The organism is Streptomyces sp. JLYT201, from assembly GCF_059448825.1.
On record NZ_CM182551.1, the window covers coordinates 644,637 to 666,018 of the forward strand.

Annotated in this window: 14 protein-coding genes; 8 read left to right on the forward strand and 6 right to left on the reverse strand. The window is 74.8% G+C overall.

Going from position 1 to position 21,382, the window contains the following annotated elements:
* Window positions 1-35: 35 nt before the first annotated feature.
* The gene (locus tag AC5WAM_RS02700) at window positions 36-3,587 is read right to left on the reverse strand and encodes a CHAT domain-containing protein (RefSeq protein ID WP_495521399.1); all 3,552 of its coding nucleotides are present in this window, start codon (window positions 3,585-3,587) and stop codon (window positions 36-38) included.
* A gap of 524 nt (window positions 3,588-4,111) precedes the next feature.
* On the opposite strand from AC5WAM_RS02700, the gene AC5WAM_RS02705 reads away from it, so the two are divergent.
* Window positions 4,112-5,524 (forward strand): PP2C family protein-serine/threonine phosphatase, encoded by a 1,413-nt coding sequence (locus AC5WAM_RS02705; protein ID WP_495521400.1) that lies wholly within the window; start codon window positions 4,112-4,114, stop codon window positions 5,522-5,524.
* 48 nt (window positions 5,525-5,572) lie between these two features.
* On the opposite strand, the gene AC5WAM_RS02710 is transcribed toward AC5WAM_RS02705, so the two are convergent.
* On the reverse strand, window positions 5,573-7,072 hold the full coding sequence (locus AC5WAM_RS02710; RefSeq protein WP_495521401.1) for a DNA-binding protein NsdB: 1,500 nt from the start codon (window positions 7,070-7,072) through the stop codon (window positions 5,573-5,575).
* Between the two features lie 237 nt (window positions 7,073-7,309).
* Here AC5WAM_RS02710 and AC5WAM_RS02715 point away from each other — a divergent pair, with 237 nt between their 5' ends.
* The 3 genes from AC5WAM_RS02715 to AC5WAM_RS02725 all read left to right on the forward strand — a co-directional run bounded on the left by AC5WAM_RS02715 (window position 7,310) and on the right by AC5WAM_RS02725 (window position 11,576).
* Entirely contained in the window at window positions 7,310-8,497 is a 1,188-nt protein-coding gene (locus AC5WAM_RS02715; RefSeq protein ID WP_366790003.1) for an aminoglycoside phosphotransferase family protein, read from the forward strand.
* A 287-nt stretch (window positions 8,498-8,784) separates the two neighbouring features.
* Window positions 8,785-10,338, forward strand: a complete 1,554-nt coding sequence (locus tag AC5WAM_RS02720) for an alpha/beta hydrolase (protein WP_495521402.1) — start codon at window positions 8,785-8,787, stop codon at window positions 10,336-10,338.
* Window positions 10,335-11,576 carry a serine hydrolase domain-containing protein gene (locus tag AC5WAM_RS02725; protein WP_495521403.1) on the forward strand — a complete coding sequence of 414 codons (1,242 nt, stop codon included), beginning with the start codon at window positions 10,335-10,337 and terminating at the stop codon, window positions 11,574-11,576. Before AC5WAM_RS02720 ends, AC5WAM_RS02725 begins: the two co-directional genes overlap by 4 nt.
* Window positions 11,577-11,628: 52 nt before the next feature.
* Here the strand turns inward: AC5WAM_RS02725 and AC5WAM_RS02730 are convergent, their stop codons facing one another.
* Complete coding sequence (locus tag AC5WAM_RS02730; protein ID WP_495521404.1) at window positions 11,629-12,684, reverse strand: PP2C family protein-serine/threonine phosphatase; 1,056 nt, start codon at window positions 12,682-12,684, stop codon at window positions 11,629-11,631.
* 196 nt (window positions 12,685-12,880) lie between these two features.
* Between AC5WAM_RS02730 and AC5WAM_RS02735 the strand changes: the two genes are divergently transcribed.
* The 3 genes from AC5WAM_RS02735 to AC5WAM_RS02745 all read left to right on the forward strand — a co-directional run bounded on the left by AC5WAM_RS02735 (window position 12,881) and on the right by AC5WAM_RS02745 (window position 17,363).
* Window positions 12,881-14,944, forward strand: coding sequence for an ATP-binding protein (locus AC5WAM_RS02735; protein ID WP_495521405.1), 2,064 nt, complete (start codon window positions 12,881-12,883; stop codon window positions 14,942-14,944).
* 73 nt (window positions 14,945-15,017) lie between these two features.
* The gene (locus AC5WAM_RS02740; RefSeq protein ID WP_495521406.1) at window positions 15,018-15,158 is read left to right on the forward strand and encodes a hypothetical protein; all 141 of its coding nucleotides are present in this window, start codon (window positions 15,018-15,020) and stop codon (window positions 15,156-15,158) included.
* Window positions 15,159-15,386: 228 nt separating this feature from the next.
* Window positions 15,387-17,363, forward strand: a complete 1,977-nt coding sequence (locus AC5WAM_RS02745) for an N-acetylmuramoyl-L-alanine amidase (RefSeq protein ID WP_495521407.1) — start codon at window positions 15,387-15,389, stop codon at window positions 17,361-17,363.
* Window positions 17,364-17,457: 94 nt separating this feature from the next.
* Here AC5WAM_RS02745 and AC5WAM_RS02750 read toward each other — a convergent pair whose 3' ends face one another.
* The 3 genes from AC5WAM_RS02750 to AC5WAM_RS02760 form a co-directional block, all read right to left on the reverse strand.
* Window positions 17,458-17,808 (reverse strand): hypothetical protein, encoded by a 351-nt coding sequence (locus AC5WAM_RS02750; protein WP_495521408.1) that lies wholly within the window; start codon window positions 17,806-17,808, stop codon window positions 17,458-17,460.
* 330 nt (window positions 17,809-18,138) lie between these two features.
* Complete coding sequence (locus tag AC5WAM_RS02755; RefSeq protein ID WP_495521409.1) at window positions 18,139-18,639, reverse strand: hypothetical protein; 501 nt, start codon at window positions 18,637-18,639, stop codon at window positions 18,139-18,141.
* 131 nt (window positions 18,640-18,770) lie between these two features.
* Window positions 18,771-19,424 carry a CGNR zinc finger domain-containing protein gene (locus tag AC5WAM_RS02760; RefSeq protein ID WP_495521410.1) on the reverse strand — a complete coding sequence of 218 codons (654 nt, stop codon included), beginning with the start codon at window positions 19,422-19,424 and terminating at the stop codon, window positions 18,771-18,773.
* Window positions 19,425-19,582: 158 nt separating this feature from the next.
* Here AC5WAM_RS02760 and AC5WAM_RS02765 point away from each other — a divergent pair, with 158 nt between their 5' ends.
* Complete coding sequence (locus AC5WAM_RS02765) at window positions 19,583-20,308, forward strand: leucine-rich repeat domain-containing protein (protein ID WP_495521411.1); 726 nt, start codon at window positions 19,583-19,585, stop codon at window positions 20,306-20,308.
* The last annotated feature ends 1,074 nt before the right edge of the window (window positions 20,309-21,382 follow it).

Below are 21,382 nucleotides of genomic sequence, written 5' to 3' on the forward strand. Positions count from 1 at the left end.
GACCACCCCGGTCACCCCCGCGTCCGCGGCACGTGTCAGGCGCCGATGTGGATGAACGGAGCCCAGTGGTAGGGCAGCGGGGACGTGTGCCGGGTGAGGGCCGTGGGCGGGCGGCCGTCGCGTGCGCACGCGGCCGCGGTACCGCCGCCGGTGGTCTCGCGCAGCCGCTCGTACGCCGTGGCGCGCCCGTCGGCGTCGAGGGCGCGAAGGCGGCGCTGCGCCGTGGTGAGCGCGTCGGCCACGGGGGTGCCGGGGCGGGCGAGCAGCGCTTCGTAGAAGTACGTCATGAGGACGGCTCCACAGGCGTCGTCGACGGGCCACAGCGACACCACGGTGTGCCGGGCGCCCGCCGCGACGGCGGCGCGGACCAGGCCGATGACGTCGCCTCCCGCGGTGGCCGTGCCGCGCCCGGTGTGGCAGGCGGAGAGCACGACGAGGTCGGCGGTCAGGTCGAGTCCGGTGACGTCCCCGACGGTCAGCCGGTCGTGCCCGGCGAGCGCGACGTGGCTGCGGTGCGGGCCGCGCTCGTACAGCACGCCGTGGGTGGCCAGGTGCAGGACGGCGCGACCGGGGGCGGACGCGGTGACGGCGGCGGCCGTGGCGGCGTCGCCGAGCAGCGGTTCGGTGCCGAGGAGCCGGGCGATGGCCCGCACTTCGGTCGCCGTTCCGGGCAGTCGGGCGAGCCCGCGTCCTGGTGCGTACGCGGGGTCGCCGACGAGCAGCGCGGGCGCGTCGCGGCGCGGGGGCCGGCCGCCGCCGGGCCGGGTGACGAGCGAGGCCGAGGGCAGCTGGGAGATCACGCACCGCTCCCCCAGCGGCACGTCGCCGAGGGGCAGGACGGCGAACGGCACGAGGGTGAGCGCCCGGTGCGGCACCACGTACAGGCGGCGACGGCCGCGCACGGCGTCCGCGACGGGGTCGAGGAGCAGCCGTGCGAGGGCACCCGCGTCCGCGGTGTCGTGGTGGCCGCTCGCGCACGCGGAGTGGAACCTCCGTACGGCGCAGGCGAGATCGCGGTGGTGCACGGTCCTGCGGATGTGCCGGGCGCCGTGCCGGTCGACCGCCCAGGTCACCAGGTCGTCGTCGAACGTCTCGTACATCAGGAGCAGCGCGTCGTCGGGCAGGGCGGCGCGCACCGCCTCCAGGCGGGTGCCGCGGACGCGCCGTTCGCCGTCGGCGCGCCCGCGCAGCAGGCCCGGCGCGTGCGTGGCCACGTGGGCCTCCGCGGCCTCCAGTTCGTCCTCGGCGGCGAGCACGGTGGCGCGCAGGCGGGCGGAGGACGGGGTGTGCGCGACGTCGCCGGTCACGCTGTCCACGAGCCCCTCGTAGGCGGCCGCCCACGCCGAACCGGCGCGCAGCCAGCGGCGGGCCGCGTCCAGCGGCGGCCCCTGCGGCAGGGCGTCGAGGGCGCGCAGCACGTCGACGGCGATGCCCCGGCAGCGGTCGGACAGTTCGAAGGCGAGGGCGCGTTCGGCGTCCGGGTCGACGGTGTCGGGCGGGCCTTCGGGGTGCTGGTCGGCCGGGGCCCCGGGGGCTGCGTCGGCCCGGCCGAGATGGGCTTCCTCGGCCCGACCGAGATGGGCTTCCTCGGCCCGGCCCAGGTGGGCGCGGGCCGCGATGTGGTACATCGCCGCGACGTTCACGTCGTCGGTCATGGAGGTGCGCAGGACGTCCCGGACGAGCTGGTCCGACCAGCGCTCGAAGCGGGCCACCGCGTCCTCGCCGACCCGGACAGCGGTGCTGTGGTCGCCCAGGGCCTCGGCGAGCTCGGCGCGGCGCGCCAGGTCCTCCCAGGGGCGCTCCGGGTCGCCGCGCCAGGATGTCTCGTCGAGGACGCCCAGGGCGTGGCGGGCGGTGTGCGGGTCGCCCAGGCGCAGGAAGAGGCTGACGGCGAGGTCGGGGTGCAGGCCGCCGCTCCGGAAGAGGCGGGAGGCGAGGGCGTGGGCCTGCTGGCGCCGGCCGAGTTCGTACAACAGGGCCGTCCGCAGCAGCGCGTCGTCCCCCGCCCGGTCGAGCGCGGCGCGGAGCACGGCGTGTGCCTCGTCGCGGAAACCGGCCTCCAGGGCCCGGCGGCCCCGATGGCGCAGCAGTTGGGCGGGGGCGCGCCGCAGGCTCTCGCGCACGATGTCGATGGCCTGCCGGGCGGGCGGCCAGGATCCGGCGAGGCGTTCGGCCGTGGCGGCCACCTCGCCGAGCCGCGCCTGGGCGACGCCCTTCAGGTCGGGGTCGGCGAGCGCCTCCACGGCCCGGTCGAGCGCCAGGGCGAGTTCGGCGGCGCGCAGCCAGCTGCGCTCGTCGGCGCCCCGTTCGCGCAGGGCGGCCGTGGCGTGCGCGGTGTCGGCGGCGAGGAGCACGGTCGACGCCTGGCGGAAGTTGAGCCGGTCGACGAGGTCGACGTACGCGCGGTCGGTGAGGTCCGCCTCCGGCGGGGCGGCGATCCGGGCGGTGACGAAGCGGGCGGCCCGCAGGCAGCGCAGGGCGGCCAGGGTCAGTCCGTCCCGCTGCCAGGCGGCGGCCCGTGCGAGCAGCAGGCGGACCAGGCCCTTGAGGTAGCTGAAGCTGCCGTCGTCGCGGCACCAGCGCGCGAGTTCGTCGAGGTCCCGGCGGTCGGCGTCGTGGCCGTCGGCGAGGCGGTCGAGCAGGCGATGGGTGGTGGCGAGCGCGGTCAGCGCGCCCGCGCCCGACTGCTCGGCCAGGGCGGCGGCCCGCTTGCCCGCCTGTACGCGGGCGGGGCCGTCGCCGCACGTGCGGGGCAGGTGGACCAGGCGCAGGGCTACGCGGGCGCGGCCGCGCGGCGCGGGCAGCCGCGCGTAGAGGGCGTCGGCCGCCTCGTAGTGGGCCCGGGCCATGGCCGGGTCGACGGACGTGTCCTCGGGGACGCCGCCCGGTCGGGCCGCTTGCACCGGGCCGAGCCGCAGGCCCAGGAGGTCGGGGTGGGAGCACGGCGTCAGGGCCGCGTCGCCTTGGAGGAGGTAGACCCGGGCGAGCACCCAGGGGTCGCCGTGTGCGTCGTGCCGGCACCGGTCGAGGGCGGCCAGGACGTCGGCGTCGCGTCCCGCGCGGCGGGCCACGTCGGCGGCGGCGAGGTGGACGTGCGCCCGCACCCAGCGCACCAGCGCGGCATCCGCCTCGGGCACGTCGTTCGCCTGCCGTTCCGTGTCGCGCAGCACGTGGGCGATGGCCCAGTGGTCGCCGCTGGTGCGGGCGGTCTCCACGACGCCCCGGGCCGAGAGCAGCCGGGGCAGGAAGCGGGCGGCGCAGAACTCCACCAGGGCCGCCTCCGGTGCGGGCGTCCGGGGCGCCCCCGCGGCCAGGCGTTCGGCGTCGCCCTCGGCGAGCACGGCGCCCCCGTCGCCCGGGTACCAGTTCAGGTCGAGGGCGTGTGCCGCCACGCGCAGCGCCGCGGCCATGTCGTCGACGCCGCCCGGCTCGCGCACGCCCGCGAGGCGGCGCAGGGCCCGTCGCGGCTCGCCCGCCGCGAGGGCGCGGGCGCTCGCGACGAGCGGGTGCTCGGGCCGTGCCGTGTCCCGGCCGAGCCCCGGTTCACCGGTGAGCAGTATGCGGAGCACGTCGTGGGCCATGTCCATGCGCTTCCCCCCAACACCCCGACCCCGTAGGAGAGTTGGGGCTTCACCCGCGATTTTCGGACACCAGCGTACTGAGCGCGGCGACCGCGGGCTCCGGCCTCCACCGAAAGCCCGCACTATGCGCCGGGTGTGACGAACAAGCCGGAGGACCAGCACCTTCGCGCCATGTTCCGTTCGCCTGGGAGCCGTGCCACCGTCGGGTGCACCATGCCGAAGGGCGTGTGCCGGAGCGCGGCGCGGCGGCCAGGAACCACCAGGCGCACCCCCTGTCCCGCCGGTCCCGGAACGCGGACGGTCGCCTTTTCATCTAAGGACACTGGCATATGACCCCAGCACCACCACATCGGGTGTTGCCAAATCCCTTACGTGCCTGAGTCCGCTGTGCCAGAGTCGTTACCGGTCGAAGAGTTGTTTCTGAAGTCAGCACGGAAGCCGACAGCGCGGCCGGCCAGGTAGCCCGCTGCCCCCACCAGCGCGGCCCCCGCGAGCCGGTCCGGCTGCATCGCATCGCCTACGGAGCCCCCATGCCGTCCCACGTCTTCGCGGACCGAACCGCCCAGCCGCCCGAGCGCGGCCCGGTCGACGCGCTGATCACGCAGACGCGCCGGCTCCGCGGCGAGGTCGACGCCGTGCGCCGCGACGCCACCGCCGACCACAGCGACCCCACGGGCCGCTGGCAGCGCGCCCTGTGCGACCTCGCCGTCCATCAACTCAACGACCTGCACGGCCATTTGGCCCAGCTGCGGGACGGCCCGCCGCGCACGCACCGCCCGCACGGCGGCGCTGCGCGGCCGGAGCCGCCGCCCGGCTCCCTGCTCAGCCGCGTGGGCAGCGCCGAGTGGAACCTCCTCACCGACGAGGCCACCTGGTCCGGCGAGCTGTTCCAGATCCTCGGCCGCGACCCGGCCGCGCCGCCGCTGTCCCTCGACGAGCTGCCCTCGCTCGTGCACCCCGACGACCACGCGCTGCTCACCGCGATGGTCACGGACTGCCTCGTCGACGGCAAGCCGATCGACGGCGAGTTCCGCGTCGTGCGTGCCGACGGCAGCGAGCGCCAGGTGCACATGATGGGCGAGCCCGTGCTCGCCGCCGACGGCTCCACCGCCTCCATGTGGGCGGTCCTGCGGGACGTCAGCGAGCTGCGCCGCAGCCAGCGGGCGGTCAGCGAGAGCAGCGACACGCTCCAGCGCCAGCACCACCTCGCCCAGACCGAGCACCGGCTCGCCGTCGAGCTGCAGGAGGCCGTGCTGCCGCCGTGGCACGGCTCGCTGCGCTTTCCGCAGGGCGGCCCGGCGGGCCTCGACCTCGCCGCCCGCTATCTGCCCTCGTCGTCGAGCGCCCTCATCGGCGGCGACTGGTACGACGCCCTGGAGCTGGCCGACGGCCGGATGCTGCTGAGCGTCGGCGACCTCACCGGCCACGGCGTCACGGTGACCTCGGGCATGGCGATGCTGCTCGGCGCGCTGCGCGGCATGGCCGTCGCGGGCACGCAGCCGGGCCAGCTGATGGCCTGGCTCAACCAACTCCTCGACACCTCGGCGCAGCCCGCCCTCGGCAGCGCCGTCTGCTGTCTGTACGACCCCGAGCGGCACGTCCTCACCTGGTCCCAGGCCGGGCACCCCGCCCCGCTGCTGTTCCGCGACGGGACGGGGCGCCCCCTGACACCTCCGGACGGCGTGCTGCTCGGCGCGACGTCCGGCGCGACGTACGAACAGGCCGACGAGCCACTGCGCCCCGGTGACCTGCTCCTGCTGCACACGGACGGCTTGGTGCCGCGGCGTTCCCGAGATGCCGCGACCAGCCGACTGCTCGCCCTCGCGCCGCGCTTCGCCGAAGCGAGGACGGCTCAGGACTGTGTGCGCCTCACGGTCGAGGAGTTCGGCGTGGCCCCGCGCGAGGACGACGCCTGTCTGCTGGTGGCCAGGGTCGACACCTAGTGTCACGAAGCCCTGGCCCCGGCTTCCCGCCGCCGTGCCCGCCGCCCCTCACGCCCGCGCCCATTTCCCTCCCCCGGGCCTGCCCGCGGCCTTGGGAAGGGCGTGCTTGATCTCCTCGCGCAGGTCCTCGATCTTCGGATAGCCCGCGTACTGGGCGGTCAGCCGGTACATCTCCCGTAGCCGGTCCCACGTGCGGTGCGAGGAGTTCGAACCCATCGACACCAGTGCGAGCCGGGCGTACCGGTCGGCCTGTTCGGGGTCGTCGGCGATGAAGCAGGCCGACGCCAGCGAGATGTAGTCGAAGATCGTGGAGCGGTCGCGGCCCTGGGTGCGCAGGGCGATGGCCTCCTTGGCGTGGCGCTGGGCGACGTGCGCGACGGACGGGTCGTGGTCCGCGAGGGTCCGGTAGGCGAGGGCCTGCATGCCGTGCAGGTCCGCCTCGTCGAACATCTGCATCCAGCTGGGCGGCGGCACGTCCCCCTTGTCGGAGACGAACAGGTCCTCGGCCCGGCCGAGGGTGCGCCGCATCGCCTGGCCCTTGCCCATGGACGCCTGGGCCCAGGCCTCGATGGTGTGCAGCATCGCCTGGGTGCGCGGCAGGGTCTGCTCGCCCGAGCCGGACTTGGCGAGCTTCATCAGGTCCAGGGCGTCGTCCGGCTTGCCCAGGTGCACCATCTGGCGGGCGGCGCGGGACAGGGCCTCACCGGCGCGCGGCCGGTCGCCGCCCTCGCGGGCCGCGTGCGCGGCGATCACGAAGTACTTCTGGGCGGTGGGTTCGAGGCCGACGTCGTGGGACATCCACCCGGCGAGGACGGCGAGGTTGGCGGCGACGCCCCACAGGCGCCGCTGGAGGTGGTCGGGGTGTCGGTAGGCGAGCATGCCGCCCACCTCGTTCAACTGGCCCACCACCGCCTTGCGCTGGAGCCCTCCGCCACGGGACGCGTCCCAGGCACGGAACACCTCGACCGAGCGCTCCAGTTCCTCGATCTCCTGAGAGCCGATGGGAGCGGCCTCATAGCGGTCGAATCCGGCGGGGTCGGCGTACAGGGGATCGTCGAGACGGGGGGCGTCGGCCTTCAGGGTCGGATCGGTGTGCAGCCAGTCGTGCATGGCGCTGCTGAGTGCGGAGCCGGCGGCGAGCGCGGCACCCGCGCCCACCAAGCCGCGTCGGTTGAGCATGAGGTCCATTCCCGTGAATTCGGTGAGGACCGCGGCGGTTCGCTCGGGCGCCCACGGCACGCCGTCCGGGTGCTCCACGCTCCCGTCGGCGCGCTGTTTGCCTACGCGCCCGTGCCGGACCAGACCGAGGTCCTCGATGGTCACGACACGGCCGAGACGCTCGGTGAACAGGACCGCCAGGACCCGCGGCACGGGATCGCGCGGGATCTCTCCCATGTCGATCCAGCGTCGCACCCGTGAGGTGTCGGTGGCCAGCTGCGGATGACCCATCGCGGCCGCCTGCCGGTTCACCAGTCTGGCGAGTTCGCCCTTGGACCAGCCGGCGAGGCCGAAGAGGTCCGACAGGCGGGTGTTGGGTTGTCCGTTCACGTCAAGCCCCCAGGTTCTCGGCTGAGTTGACAGTAACCGTCTGTCAGTTGCTGAGCGACTATTCGCCAGGGTTCGCCAGGGTGCGCCACATGGTGTGCCAGGGGCCTCGAGGTGTCAGGTAGGAGTGCGCCACCCCGACCCGGCCCCCCCACGGGGCATTCCCCAGGGTGCACCCACGGAAGGCCGGGGCGGGAGGGCGCCGCAACTCGCAGGCACACGAAGGGATCTGTATCGCCCATGTACGCAGCATCGTCCTCCGTGTCCGCCCCGCCCCGGCCGCTGCGCCCCCACTCGCCGTCCCGCGGTCCCGCCCGCCCGGCGGAGGCCCCGCTCCAGGGCGGCGGTCCCTATCTGGCCCCGGCGCGCGCCGCGTCGGCGACGCTCGCTCCCGGCCGACCGCGGCGTGCGCCGGCGACCGCGAACGGGCCGCTCAGCGGGAGACTCGACTTGTCCGGCCCCCAAGGCGCGCAGTTGCGCACGGCCATCGCGTCGGTGCACCGCATCTGTCCGGAGTTCCACCCGGTGCAGGTGCTGCGCCGCAGCGGCCGCACCGTCCTGCTCGTCGGCACGACGGGCCGCAGCACGGCCGTCGCCAAGTGCCTCCTCGACCACTCGTCCGGCTGGACCGAGCGCATCAGGCACGAAATAGCTGCATACCGCTCGTTCGTCAGGCATCGTCCGCCCGTGCGCGCGCCGCGGCTCATCGCGGCCGACCCGGACGACTGCACCCTGGTGATCGAGCGGATGCCGGGCCGGGTCGCGGCGCTGCTGCGACACCCCACGGAGGCCCCGCCCCGGGCGGACGTGCGGGCGGCGGTGGGCGCCGTGCACCGCCTGAACCAGTGGCGCCCGCCGAACGACATGTTCGGCAAGCCGCTGGACTACCCCCGGCGGATCGCGCGCTTCCACGAGCTGGGGCTGCTCACGGACCGGGACATGGGCGACCTCCAGAAGCTGCTGCACGGCATAGCGCACGCGTACGGCTCGCAGCCGCAGGCCATGTGGCAGTTCTGCCACGGGGACGCGCTCCTGTCGAACGTGCTGCTGTCCCCGGCCGGTCCCGTGCTCGTCGACTGGGAGCACGCGGGCTGGTACCTGCCCGGCTACGACCTGGCGACGCTGTGGGCGGTCCTCGGGGACGCCCCGGTGGCGCGCCGCGACATCAGTCAGCTCGCCCAGCAGGCGGGCCCGGCGGCACGCGACGCGTTCCTCGTCAACCTGATGCTGGTACTCACGCGCGAGATCAGGATGTGCGAGACGGCGGTGCAGCGCACGCTGCACGACGCCGCCCCGACGGCACCGGTGGGCACGCCCCACCCGGTCGCCGTGCCGTCCGGCGAGGAGCAGCGCCTGCTCCTTCGGCGGCTGCACGACGACTGCCAGATGGCCCGACGGGCCGTAAGGGCGGCGGTCGGCACGCGCTGACGGGGACGTAGGCCCGTGGTACGCCCTGCTCGGGGCGGACCACGGGCTTTCGCGTGCGCTCGGACTGCGTGCGCGCAGGGGCCGCGTGCGCGCAGGGGCCGCGTGCGCACGTCGGCACGTCGGCGTGTCGGCGTGTCGGCGTGTCGGCGTGTCGGCGTGTCGGCGAGGCAACTCCCCCTGCCGCCCCTGAGGTTGCCCCCCGCAGGGATCTACAGGTAGCCCCATGTCGTGGCGCGGCGCGCGCTCCTAGCGTCAAGGGTGACACCGCTTGATCCAAAAGGAGCACCATGCGCGTCGCACCCGCCGCCACCCTCGGCCTCGGCCTCGTCGGCCTGCTGGCCGGCGCCGTCCCCGCGACGGCCTCCCCCGCCCCGCCACCCGTCCGCTCCGCACAGCACCAGGGCCTCGACTGGCGCGCCTGCCCCGCGGAGCAGAAGGAGCTCAACGAGGCGGGCGCGCGGTGCGCCCGCGTGACGGTCCCCCTCGACTACGCCCGACCCGACGGCCGTACGATCCAGCTCTCGATCTCCCGCATCAAGGCCAAGAACCGCAGCGAGCGGCGCGGCATCCTGCTGTCCAACCCCGGCGGCCCGGGCGGTGCCGGGCTCGCCACCACCCTCGCCCTGCGCCCGGCGTTGAAGGACGTGGCGGACCGCTACGACCTGATCGGCTTCGACCCCCGGTTCCTCGGCGACAGCAGCCCGATATCCTGCACCCCGGCCGGACCGCCCGAACCTCCCGCGCCGAAGACGACCGCCCGCAAGGACTTCGAGGCCTCCGTGCGGTCCGCGCGGGACCAGGCGCGGCGCTGCCGCGAGCACGGCGACAACGCCGAGCTCCTCCCGCACGCCTCCACCCGCAACGTGGCCCGGGACATGGACGCCATCCGGGCCGCCCTCGGCGAGCGCCAGCTGTCGTACTACGGCGTCTCCTACGGCGCCGATCTGGGCGCCGTGTACACACAGATGTTCCCGCGTCGCACGGACCGCATGGTCATCGACTCCTCCACGGATCCGGCGGCCACGCAGTACGAACTGTTCCAGCGCTCCGGCGAGCCGCTGGAGAAGTCCCTCGACGAATGGGCCGGGTGGGCCGCCCGGCACCACGGCACCTACCGGCTCGGCCGCACCGCCGCCCAGGTGCGGGCCACCGTGCAGCGGCTGCTCGACCGGGCCGAGCGGCGGCCCGTCGCCCTCGCGGGGCAGCGGCTCAACGCCCCCGTCCTGCGGCTGATCCTGAAGCAGCCCATCCAGCACCAGGAGAACGACCCGGCCCTCGCGGCCATCGTGCGGGACCTCGTCGACGCCGCCGCGGGAAAGCCGGTCGAGCCGGGACCCGAACTCGCCGCCATGCTGGAGCTGCTCTCCTCCCCCGAGCTGGCGGACAGCTTCGTGGGCGGTGCGGTCTTCATGTGCGGCGACGGGGGCTGGCCCGCGGGCGGCTGGCCCGCGGACCCCGAGACGTACTGGCGCAACAGCGTGCGCAGCCGCGCCACCCAGCCGGTCTTCGGCCCGTACGTCAACGGCATGATCGCCCCGTGCGCCTTCTGGGGCGCCGAGCCGCGCGAGCCGGGCACCAGGATCGGCAACAGCGTGCCCGTCCTGATGCTCCAGGCCCGCCGTGACAACAACGTTCCCTACGAGGGCGGTCTCGCCCTGCACCGCAGGCTCACCGGTTCCCGTCTGGTGACGGCGGACATCCGCGCGCACGGCGTGTACGGACGCGGTCTCGACGGATACCGCCCCGTTCCGTGCGCCGAGCGGGCCGTCAACGACTATCTGCGCGGCGGGGACCTGCCCGCCACCGACGTGACCTGCGCCGCCACGGAGGTGACCCGATGACCGAGACGGGTCCGATGACCGGGACGGGCTTTTCGATGAGCCGCCGCACCACCATGGCGGCCGCCGCCGGGGCCCTGCTCGCGGGCGCGGCCCCGCAGGCCGTGGCGGCCCCGCACGGCACGGCGCCCACCGCCCCGGGGCGCGGGCGCCACGCCCTCCAGGCCGATGTGGACGCCGTCCGGGCGACCGGCGCCACCGGAGTCCTCGCCGAGGTGCAGACCCCGCACGGCCGCACCACGGCACGCGCCGGAGTGGCGGACCTGGAGTCCGGTCGGCCGGTGCCCTGGGACGCGTACTACCGCATCGGCAGCGACACCAAGACCTTCACCGCCGTGGTCGCCCTCCAGTTGGTCGGCGAGGGCAGGCTCGCGCTCACCGACACGGTCGAGCGCTGGCTGCCCGGCGCGATCCGGGGCAACGGCAACGACGGCGGCAGGATCACCGTCGCCAATCTCCTGCGCCAGACCAGCGGTCTGAACGACTACGTCGCGGTCGCGGAGGGGGAGTTCACGCCCGAGGCGTACCGCAAGGGACGGTTCCGGACGCACACGCCCCGGGAGCAGCTGGCGGCCGCGCTCGCGAAGCCGCCGCGGTGGCTCCCGCGCCGCGACGCCCCGGCGTCCGAGCGGCGCTGGGGCTATGCCAACACCAACTACGTCGTCGCGGGCCTGGTCATCGAGGCGGTGACGGGCCGTCCGTGGGCGCAGGAGGTCCACGAGCGCATCATCGAACCGCTCGGCCTCCGGCACACGCTGATCCCGGGAACCTCCCCTTACGTCCCGCAGCCGACGGCCACGGCGTACACGCAGTTCCCCGGCAGCAAGCGGCTGACCGACACCACGCTCGCCGCCGTCGGCGGCGCGGACGGCGCCCTCATCAGCACGACCCGCGACCACGCCGTCTTCCTGCGCGCCCTGATGGCCGGACGGCTGCTGCGCCCCGCGCAGCTGGCGGCGATGCGGCGGACCGTCCCGGCCGAGGACTGGATCCGGGCGAAGGGCGTCCGCTACGGCCTCGGCATCGCCTGGCGGCCGGTGGCGGGCGGCGGCTCGGGCCTGTGGTTCCACGGCGGGACCCACCTCGGCGTGGTCTCCGAGTCCGGCGTCACCGAGGACGGCACCCGCGCCGTGACGACCGCGACGTTCACCCTGCGCACCGACGCGACCCGGCAGGAGGCCCAGGACGCCGCCACGCTCCGCCTGGTGGACAACGCGCTGCGGGCCGGGGGCGGCCGCTAGGGCCACGGGCCCGGCGCGGTGCTCATGGACGGCCCGGCGGACACGATCGCCGTCACACCGTCCAGGAGCGGCCCGCCGGCCTCGGGGGCGCGTCGCGCGGCGGGCCGAGCGGGGTGGGGGCGGGCTCGGCGAGCAGCAGGGTGAGGTCGTCCGCGAGCGGGGTGCCGCCGGTGTGGCGGTGCAGCAGGTCGGTCAGGCACCGCAGGGCGTCGTGCGGGTCGGGCGCGGTCAGGGCCGCGTGGCACTGCGGGGAGTCGAGCGGGAAGGGGGCGCTGTCGGCGTCGCGGGCGTCGGTGAGGCCATCGGTGTACAGGAGCAGGCGCTGCCCCGGTGCGAGCTGGACCCGTTGCAGACAGGGGGCGGGGTGCAGGCCAAGCGGGGGTGAGGCCCGCGGCGGGGAGAGCAGGTGGAGGCGGCGGCCGGTGCGCAGGGGCGGCGGGTGACCGCAGTTGACGATGCGGGCTTCGCCGGGGTGGAAGTCGACGAGCAGCAGGGTGACGAAGTCCTCCGGGCCGAGTTCGGGGGCCAGGTGCTCGTCGAGGGTCCGGGCGAGCCGGACCGGGTCGGGTTCGGTGGCGGCGGTGCGCCGGAAGGCGGCCAGGACGGCGGCGGCCACCCGCAGCGCCTGGACGCCGTGCCCCTTGACGTCGGCGAGCAGCACGCGCGGGCCCGCGCTGGTGAGGACGGCGTCGTGGACGTCACCGCCCATGCGGGCGTGCGGGTCGACGGGGCGCGTGTGCACGGCCAGGCCGATGTGGCCGACGCGGGCGGGCAGCGGGCGGGCCAGGGCCTCCTGCACGGTGTCGGCGAGTCGGGTCATCCGGTCGAGCGCGCGCTCGGCGCGCACGCGGGTGTACGCCGTCACCACGGCCCACACCGAGACGGCCGCGATGTTCAGGAGGGAGGCCAGGTCGCGCAGGCAGAGGGGCGGCGAGTCCAGCAGTGTCAGACCGACGGCGATGGCGCCCAAGGCGGCGGTGACGCGCGCCGAGAGCCGCTGGGCCGCAAGGAGCGGCCCGAGCAGGAGCAGTGCGTGCAGGGGCACGTGGGCGAGGCTCGTGACCGTGGCCGCGGCCGCCTGTGCCCCTACCGCCGTGGCGAGCCACATGCGCCGTGTTTCCACTGCGTCCCCCTGGTCGTCTGGTGAAGTTCGGATTTCCGCGCACGACCCCTGCGTGCGGGGTACTGTGCCAGCTTCGATGACGGTACGTGGCCAATTCGCCACAGCCCGCGCACCGCTGCTCCGCCGCGGGTAGCGTCGAGCGCTGCCTGGCCGCGTCCGCATACGGAACTCACGGGGGGCGATGGTGACGACGTCACACGGACCGGCGGTGGAGGACCCGCGGTGCGGGGGCGACACCGCTCTGGTCGGGCGGCACAGCGAGCTGGCGGAGGTCGCGGGACGGCTCGCCCGGCACCGCCTGGTGACGGTGAGCGGGGTGGGCGGGGTCGGCAAGACCCGGCTCGCCCGCGGTGCCGCCGCCGAGCTGCGGCCGCGCTACCCCGACGGCGTCTGGTGGGTCGAGCTGTCCCCGCTGGAGGACGGCGCGATGCTGGCGTACGCGATCGCCGAGGCGCTGCCCCTGTTCGTCCAGAGCACCCGGTCGATGTTCGAGGTGGTCGCCGAGTACCTGGCCGGGCGTGAGCTCCTGCTCGTCCTCGACACCTGTGAACACGTGGTCCACGAGTGCGCCGATGCGGTGGCGTCCCTGCTGACGGTGGCGCCGGGCCTGCGCGTGCTCGCCACCAGCCGCCGCCCGCTCGGCCTGCCCGTCGAGGACGTCGTGGTGCTCGGCCCGCTGCCCGAGGCCGACGCGCTGGCCCTGCTCGCCCGGCGGGCGGGCGATGCGGCGCCGGGCCGCGTCACCGTGGGCGCCGACAGCGACGAGGCAGCGGCCTTGTGCCGGCGCCTCGAAGGGCTGCCCCTCGCGATCGAGCTGGCCGCCGCCCGGTTGCGAGAGATGTCCGCGGCCGAGCTCAACCGGCGCCTGGAGGACCGCTTCGAGGTGCTCGGCGAGTCGCACCAGCCGGTGTACGAGGCGGACCCGCCCTGGCACCAGGCCCTGCGCACCGCCGTCGGCTGGAGTCATCAGCTGTGCACCCCCGCTCAACGCCTCGTCTGGGCGCGCCTGTCCGTGTTCTGCGGGACCTTCGACGAGGAGGCGGCCCGCCGGGTCTGCGCGGACGACCGCCTGGCCGTCGAGGACGTGCCGGGCCTGCTCACGGCGCTCGTGCAGAGCTCGATCGTGGAGTGGGTCCCGGAGGGGGCCGTATCGCGCTACCGGATGCTGGACACCATCCGTGAGTTCGGCGCGCGCTGGCTGCGCGGGCTCGGCGAGGAGCACGCGGTCCGCCGCCGCCACCTCGACCACTGTCTGGACCTCGCCCGCTCGGCCGACGCCGCCTGGTTCGGCCCGGACCAGGTGGACTGGTACCGGCGTACGCACGCCGAGCACGCCAACTTCCGTGCCGCGCTCGACTTCTGTCTCGCCGAGGGCGACGGACACGGGGCCCTGGGGCTGAGCGGGGCCCTGTGGTTCGTCTGGTTCGCCTGCGGCTTCACCACGGAGGGCCGCCACTACCTCGACCGGGCCCTGGCCATGGAGGCGTCCCCCGAGCACGTGCGCGGCAAGGCGCTGTGGGCCCGCTGCCTCGTCGCCATGAGCCAGGGCGACAGGGAGACGGCTCACCGGTGCGCCACGGCCTTCCGGGAGGCCACGGCCGGGCGGGACGACGAGACCGTGCCGCAGGCCGTCTCCTATCTGAGCGGCGTCGCCTTCAGCATGAGCGGTCGGCACGCACAGGCGCTCGAGACGTTCGCCCCGGCACCACGGGCCCGTCCGGCCCCCGGCCACTACGACTCGGCATGGGGTCTCATCCAGTCCGCCCGAGCCTTCTCCCACGTCTTCCTCGGGCAGTTCGACCGGGCCGCGGCCGCCGCCGCTGAACTGTGTGGCGAGAGCGCACGCCACGGCGAGTTCTGGCTGCGCGCCTACGGGGACTACATGCTGGCCCTCGCCGAACTCTTCCGGGGCCGGGCCGACGAGGCCGCGACGCACGCCCGCGCCGCGATGCGGGGCAAGCGCCTCTTCCACGACGGCCTCGGCACCGCCCTCTGCGTGGACCTGCTCGCCTCCGCCGCCGTCGCCTCCGGGGACGCGGGGCGGGCCGCCCGGCTCCTCGGCAGCGCCGACCGGCTCTGGCAGGCCATCGGCAGCGCCCGCGCCGGCGTCGAGGACCTCGCGGCCGCGCGGGCCGCCTGCGAGGCTCAGGCCCGCGGCGTCCTCGGCGACGCCGCCTACGGGGCGGCGTTCCACACGGGGTTCGAGGGTGAGTCGACCCCAGCGACCTGGGGGAACAGGCCGTAGGAACGCCCTGTTGTGCCCTCTTGGCAGTACGTGATCGGCGTGGAGGGGACACACGGAGCAGGTGCGGGGGACCGTGGCCGCGGCATGCGAAGGCGTGCGCGCGGTGGCCTACGCCTGCACGCGCCGCCGGTTCGGCTTCCCGTCCGGCTACGGCGCGGGACCGGACAACCACCGTCCGGCGGAGGCCGTGACACGGGCGGCGAAGGGCCGGTAGCCGCGGCCGCGGCCCGCGCGGCGGCAACCTCGCATTGGTCCATTCCACTGACGCGCAGCAGGCGATCGCGCTACCCGGGGCGAAAACCCGGGGAAACGCCGCTGACATGGGAAATCCCTTCTTCTGGGCCTGATTGACGGATCGTCGGCGAGCGGGTACCACTGACGCACCGCCCGGCCCCGCGTGCCCCGTTCCGCTGCACCGGCCCAGAGGTCTCAGGAGGCTGCCTTGCGAGGATCCGCCCACCGCTTTGAATCCGCCGCGCGCAGACGCACCGTGAGGACGGCGGGCGCCCTGGCGTCGGCCGCCCTGCTGGTGCCGCTCATCGGCGCCGCCCCGGCACCGTCCGCGGCCGCGGACGCCGGACCCGACTCCCTCCAGCGCGCGTTCGCGGCGGCCGCCGCCGAGTACGACGTGCCGCAGAGCGTGCTGCTCGGCGTGTCCTACCTCCAGTCCCGCTGGGACGCGCACGACGGCGCCCCGAGCGTGACCGGCGGCTACGGCCCGATGCACCTCACCGACGCGCGCACCGCACTGGCCTCGGCCCCGCACCACAGCGAGGGCGACGAGGACCCGCGCGGCGACGCGTCCCGCCCGGCGCTGAAGCCGCGCCAGGTGCCCGTCGAAGGCCAACTGCCCGCCCGGCTCAAGACGTTGAAGCGGGCCGCGCGGCTCAGCGGCATTCCCGAGCGCGAGCTGCGCGAGGACACCGCGGCGAACGTCCGCGGCGGTGCCGCCCTGCTCGCCGCCGCGCAGAAGCGGCTCGACAGGCCGTTCAGCGACGACCCGGCCGACTGGTACGGGGCGGTCGCCGCGTTCTCCGGCGCGGACGAGCAGGCGGGCGCCGCCTCGTACGCCAATGAGGTGTTCGCGGTGATCCGCGACGGCGAGCGACGCACGACCGACGCCGGACAGCGGGTGCGGCTCGCCCCGCGGCCCGGCCTGCGGCCCGACGCGGCGCAGGTCGAGCGCATGGGCCTGCGCAAGGCACCGGCGGCGGAGACGGACTGCCCCCGGTCCCTCGCCTGCGAGTGGATCCCGGCCCCGTACGAGGAGTTCGGCGACAACGACTACGGCAACCACGACAAGGCCGAGCGGCCCGGCTCCCAGGGCATCAAGTACATCGTCGTGCACGACACGGAGGGTAGGTGGGAGGGCGTCCTGAAGCTCGTCCAGGACCCGACGTACGTGTCCTGGCACTACACGCTCCGCTCGTCCGACGGCCATGTCGCCCAGCACGTGCGCACCAAGGACGTCGCCTGGCACGCGGGCAACTGGTACGTGAACTCCAAGTCCGTCGGCCTGGAGCACGAGGGCTTCCTCACGGCGCCCGACACCTGGTACACGGAGGCGATGTACCGCTCGTCGGCGCGCCTGGTGAAGTACCTCGCCAAGCGGTACGACATTCCGCTGGACCGGCAGCACATCCTGGGCCACGACACCGTCCCGGGCACCACGGCGGCCACCATCCGGGGCATGCACACCGACCCGGGCCCGTACTGGGACTGGCAGCACTACTTCCAGCTCCTCGGCAAGCCGCTGCACCGCACGGCGGGCCCGAAGGGCGGTCTGGTGACGGTGGCGCCCGAGTTCAGCAAGAACCGGCCGGAGTTCACCGGCTGCGTCAAGCCCGGCGAGAAGTGCGTGCCGCACGGCTCCAGCGCGGTGCGCGTGCACACCGAGCCCCGCGACGACGCGCCGCTCGTCAAGGACATCGGGCTGCGCCCGGGCGGCGAGCCGTCCACGATCGACGTGAACGACATGGGCTCGCGCCTGTCCACCGGCCAGCGGTACGCGGTCGCCGACCGCCAGGGCGACTGGACGGCCGTGTGGTACCTCGGCCAGAAGGCGTGGTTCAAGAACCCGCGGAAGCAGCCGACGGCCGTCGACGCGCGCGGATGGACGGTGACGCCGAAGGACGGCGCGAGCGAGGTCCCGGTGTACGGCCGCGCCTACCCGGAGAAGGAGGCGTATCCGCCGGAGGTCCCGGTGCAGCCGGTCTCCCCGCTGCCGTACAAGCTGCTCGCGGGCCAGAAGTACGCAGTCGGCGACAAGGTGCCCGGTGAGTACTTCTACGCGCCGACGTTCGACCTGAAGCCGCACCGCGTGGTGCGCGGCAAGGACGTCTACTACGAGATCCAGTTCGGCCACCGGGTGGCGTTCGTGCGCGCCGCCGACGTCACGGTGGTGCCGTCCGGCACCTAGCCGCGGCGTCCCCGGGAACCGCCGGGCCCGGGCCTGTCGTGGGGGCAGGTCCGGGCCCGGCGCATGCGCTGCCGAGGACGCGCGGCCGCGCGGGTCAGCCGGCGGTCTCCGTACACCAGATGGGCTGGCCCTGGTAGTAGATGCACACGTTGCCGTCGTCCTGGATGGACAGGATGGCCCCGTGCCGCCCGGAGGTGTTCGACGCCCACACGGGGCGGTCGTCCTGGGCGTAGACGACGAGGTTGCCGTCGCCCTGCATGACGGCGCGGTATCCGTCCGGCCGGGTGTCCGGCGACCAGACGGGCTTCTCGACGCTGTCCCGGTAGACGACGAAGTTGCCGTCCTCCTGGAGCCGGAGCAGCGTGTGGCCGTTCCCGGAGGTCCAGGCCATGTTGCGGTGGATCGTGCTCGACGGTGTGTTCGGATAGATGTCGTTGTTGCTCATGCGCGACTTCCCTCCCGGTCGAGATGGGCGGACACCCCGCTCCCCCACGACGCTAGGCGCGGTGGCGCCCCGCGCCTGAGAACAAAGCACGCCAGCCTGAACACGGGGGTACGAAGGGTAGGAAACCGCCAGTCGACGAAGGCGCTCCACCAGCCCGTTGGGCGGTACGGAGCGTCTGTCACCGGGGGACGGAGCGGCGCGAATCCGGCGCCGCACCCGCGGGCCCGGGGCCTTGTCCAGGGCCGGTACCGGCCAGGCGGGGCGGTGCGGTGCGCCCCGCTCGGACCGAGATGCGTGACGCCGCCGCGCGGGGACCGGGAGGGCGGTGGCTCAGCCCTGCTGGAACAGCTCGGCGGGCAGGGGCTTGAGGAGCGCGTACAGGTCGTCAGTGATCGGGCGGTCCCAGGCCGCGATGGTCACCAGGACGTTGTCGCTGCGGTCGAACTGGACGCAGGAGATGCGGCTTTCGGAGAGCCGCAGACGGCGCACGATCAGGAGGTTGTCCCCCTGCATCACCGGCACGTCCTCGCTGGAGACGACGGTGACCTCCTCGTCGTTCTCCAGCGCGAGCAGGAGCTGGGCCACCTCGAAGGGCACCTCGCTGTTGGCGAGCTCGCGGGCCGGGGAACCCTCCGGCAGATTGCCGATGATCATCGCGGGGCCGCGGCCGCCGAACAGGTCGTAGCGCAGGAAGACGCCCTGGCAGCTGCCGTCGGGGGCGGGCAGCAGGCCGGCACCGAGGTTGCCGGGCCAGTCGCCCGGATCCATGGCGAGGACATCGAAGTCCGGCCCGGCAGGGGTGGCGGAGCTGCGGCGGCGGAGGAAGGACATGCGGCCATGGTACGTGCCCGCGCAGGCGTTTCCGGCGCCGGGGCCGCGAGGGAGAAACCCGTGGTCACGGCGGGCGCCGGGGGTGTGCGAGATCGCCGCGCGCGCCGTCCGGCCGGGGGCGGCGCGGCGGGTCAGGCCGGGCCGCGGCCGCGCTCGTGGTGGCGGGCCACGCGGGCCCGGTTGCCGCAGGACGGCTTGCACCACTCCTGACGCGGGTGCTCCTTGAGGAAGTACCGCACGCAGCGGGGCGCGTGGCAGGCGCGCAGGCGCGGGCGGTCGGGCCCGGCGAGGAAGGCGTGCGCGGCCCGGGCCAGGGCGGCGTCGAGCAGGTCGGCGCGCCGGTCGGGCGAGGCGGGCCCGGCCGCGGGCACGGGCTCGTCCCGCAGCCGGGGGGCGGCACCGTCCGGCCAGGCGAGCACGGGCACGGTGGGCACCTTCGCCGCGGCCTCGTTCAGCCGGGCGACGGCCTCGGCGGGCGGCAGGAGGCGGTGGGCGTCGGCGGGGCTCGGCGCGCCCGGCAGGACCGCCCGGGCGAAGAGCGCGCGGACGGCGGAGCGCACCGCCCGTACGCGGTCGAGCCCGGCGGCGTCCGCGCGGTAGCGGCGCGGCGCCAGGGCTGCGGGCAGCGCGTCGGCGCGGTCGCGCACCCAGGCGGTGAGGCCCTCGGGCGTGTCGAGGTCGTCGGCGACCCCGCCGCGCCCGTCGTGGCGGACGGTGGCGGCGAGGTCGAGCGTCAGCCGGGTGGGGCCGGGCGCCGGTGCGGAGGCCTGGGGCGGAGCGGGCATGGGCTAATGATAGGTTCCGCCGCATCCATTAGGCGGGCTTCCCGCGGAGGCCGCCGGGGGCCGGGGCACAGGTCCGCCGGGCCGCGCAGGGAGCCCTTCGCGGCGGGCGCTGCCCGGTCGGCGTCAGGGCCGCGGGCGCGCCCCGGAAAGAGGTGCCGGTGACCAGCGCGACCGTACTGAACTACTGGAAGGCCGGACTCACCGAGGTACCCGACGAGGTGTGGCGCCACCCGCGTCCGGCCGTGCTCCTGCTGCCCGGCAACCAGCTCACGCGGCTGCCCGCCCGTCTCGGCACGCTGGCCTCGCTGCGCACCCTCGACCTCGGCCACAACCGGCTCGCGTCCGTGCCGCGCGAGCTCGGCGACCTCACCGCGCTGAGCGACTTCCTGTACCTGCACGACAACCGCCTCACCTCCCTGCCCGGCGAGTTGGGCCGGCTGACGCGCCTGTCCTATCTGAACGTCGGCGAGAACCGGCTCACCGAACTGCCGGACTCCGTCGGGGACATGAGGGGGCTGGTCGAGCTGCGCGCCCAGCACAACCGGCTCACCTCGCTGCCCGCCTCTCTCGGCGGCCTGCGCTCCCTGCGGGAACTGTGGCTGCGCGGCAACGCCCTCAGCTCGCTGCCCGCCGCCGTGGGGCGGCTGGACGCGCTGCGCGAACTGGAGCTGCGCGAGAACGCCTTCGCGGCGGTGCCCGACGCGCTGCGCGGACTCCCCCTGCTGCGGCGCCTCGATCTGCGGGCCAATCGACTGCGCGCACTTCCCGGGTGGCTCACCGAGTTGCCCGCACTGGAGAAACTCGATCTCCGCTGGAACGAGGTGCCGGACGACGACCCCACGGTGGCGGCCCTGCGCGCCGGCGGCTGTGTCGTGCTGCGCTGAGCCGTGCGCGCCGCGCCGAACCGCCCGCACCGGGCGGAGAATTCCTTGACTTAAAGCGCGGCCGCGTTAACTGTCCAAAGGTATAGGGAGATTTCCGCAGCGGGCATTCCTTTGCCTCTCGGGCCACCCGCACGCCTGTGACCTGCCCCTACACAGGAACGCCAGAGACGCGCCAAGAGGCTTCGCCCACCGTTGAATTGACCTCGCGGAGGCGATATACGGATGCCTGCATTCCCGGGTTGACATCAAAGGCGGCGCCCCACCAAGCTGGCCGTGGACCAGTGACGAGGGATCCACATATGCCACTCCCATCGATTTCACTGGGGTCCTGGCACATTCCCCGCGGTGGCTTTCCGCGCCCTTTGTCGATTCGGGGGCGTGTCACCCGGGGCTGCCACCCGAAGAAAGGAACAGCCATGGCGCGCGCCGTCCGGATGCGGCCCGGCACCATTCCGTCCGGAGCCGGCCGCGGCACGGCACGTTCCACCGAGTGACCTGGCGACGCCGGATCCGGGCGTCATTCCTCTCCGGGCGGCGGAGTTCGCCTCCGCCGCCGACTCCACGGCTCACCGGATGAGCCAGCGGGCCCCGGCCCGGCCGCCGGCCGCCAGGTCACGTGACCCCACTGGGACAAGCCACCGAGAGGAGGAGACCCATGAAGAGGATGCCGATCCGCAGGGCCGGTCCGATCCGTCTGACGACCGCCTGCTACTACGCCTGCGCCGAGCACTGAGCACCGCGGAGCCGGGCCCCGGTCCGGGCCCGGCTCCGTCCCCGCCCGCTCCCGGCCGGGCCCGCCCGGCCCCCTGGCAGAGAGGCACGCCGGATGAGCGTGACCGTGCCGGGCGGTGCCACCGTCCGCCTGCACCGCCTGACGATGGTCTCCGAGGCCGACGGCGTCATGGTCGGACGCCCCGAGACCGGTTCGTACGCGGTGTTCCCCGAGGAAGGCGCCCAGGTCCTGGGGCTGCTCGACGCCGGGGGGCCGTCGCCGACTGGTACGCACGCGCCTGCGGCGAGACCCTCGACATGGAGGACTTCCTCGCCGCCGTCGACGACCTCGGCTTTCCGCGC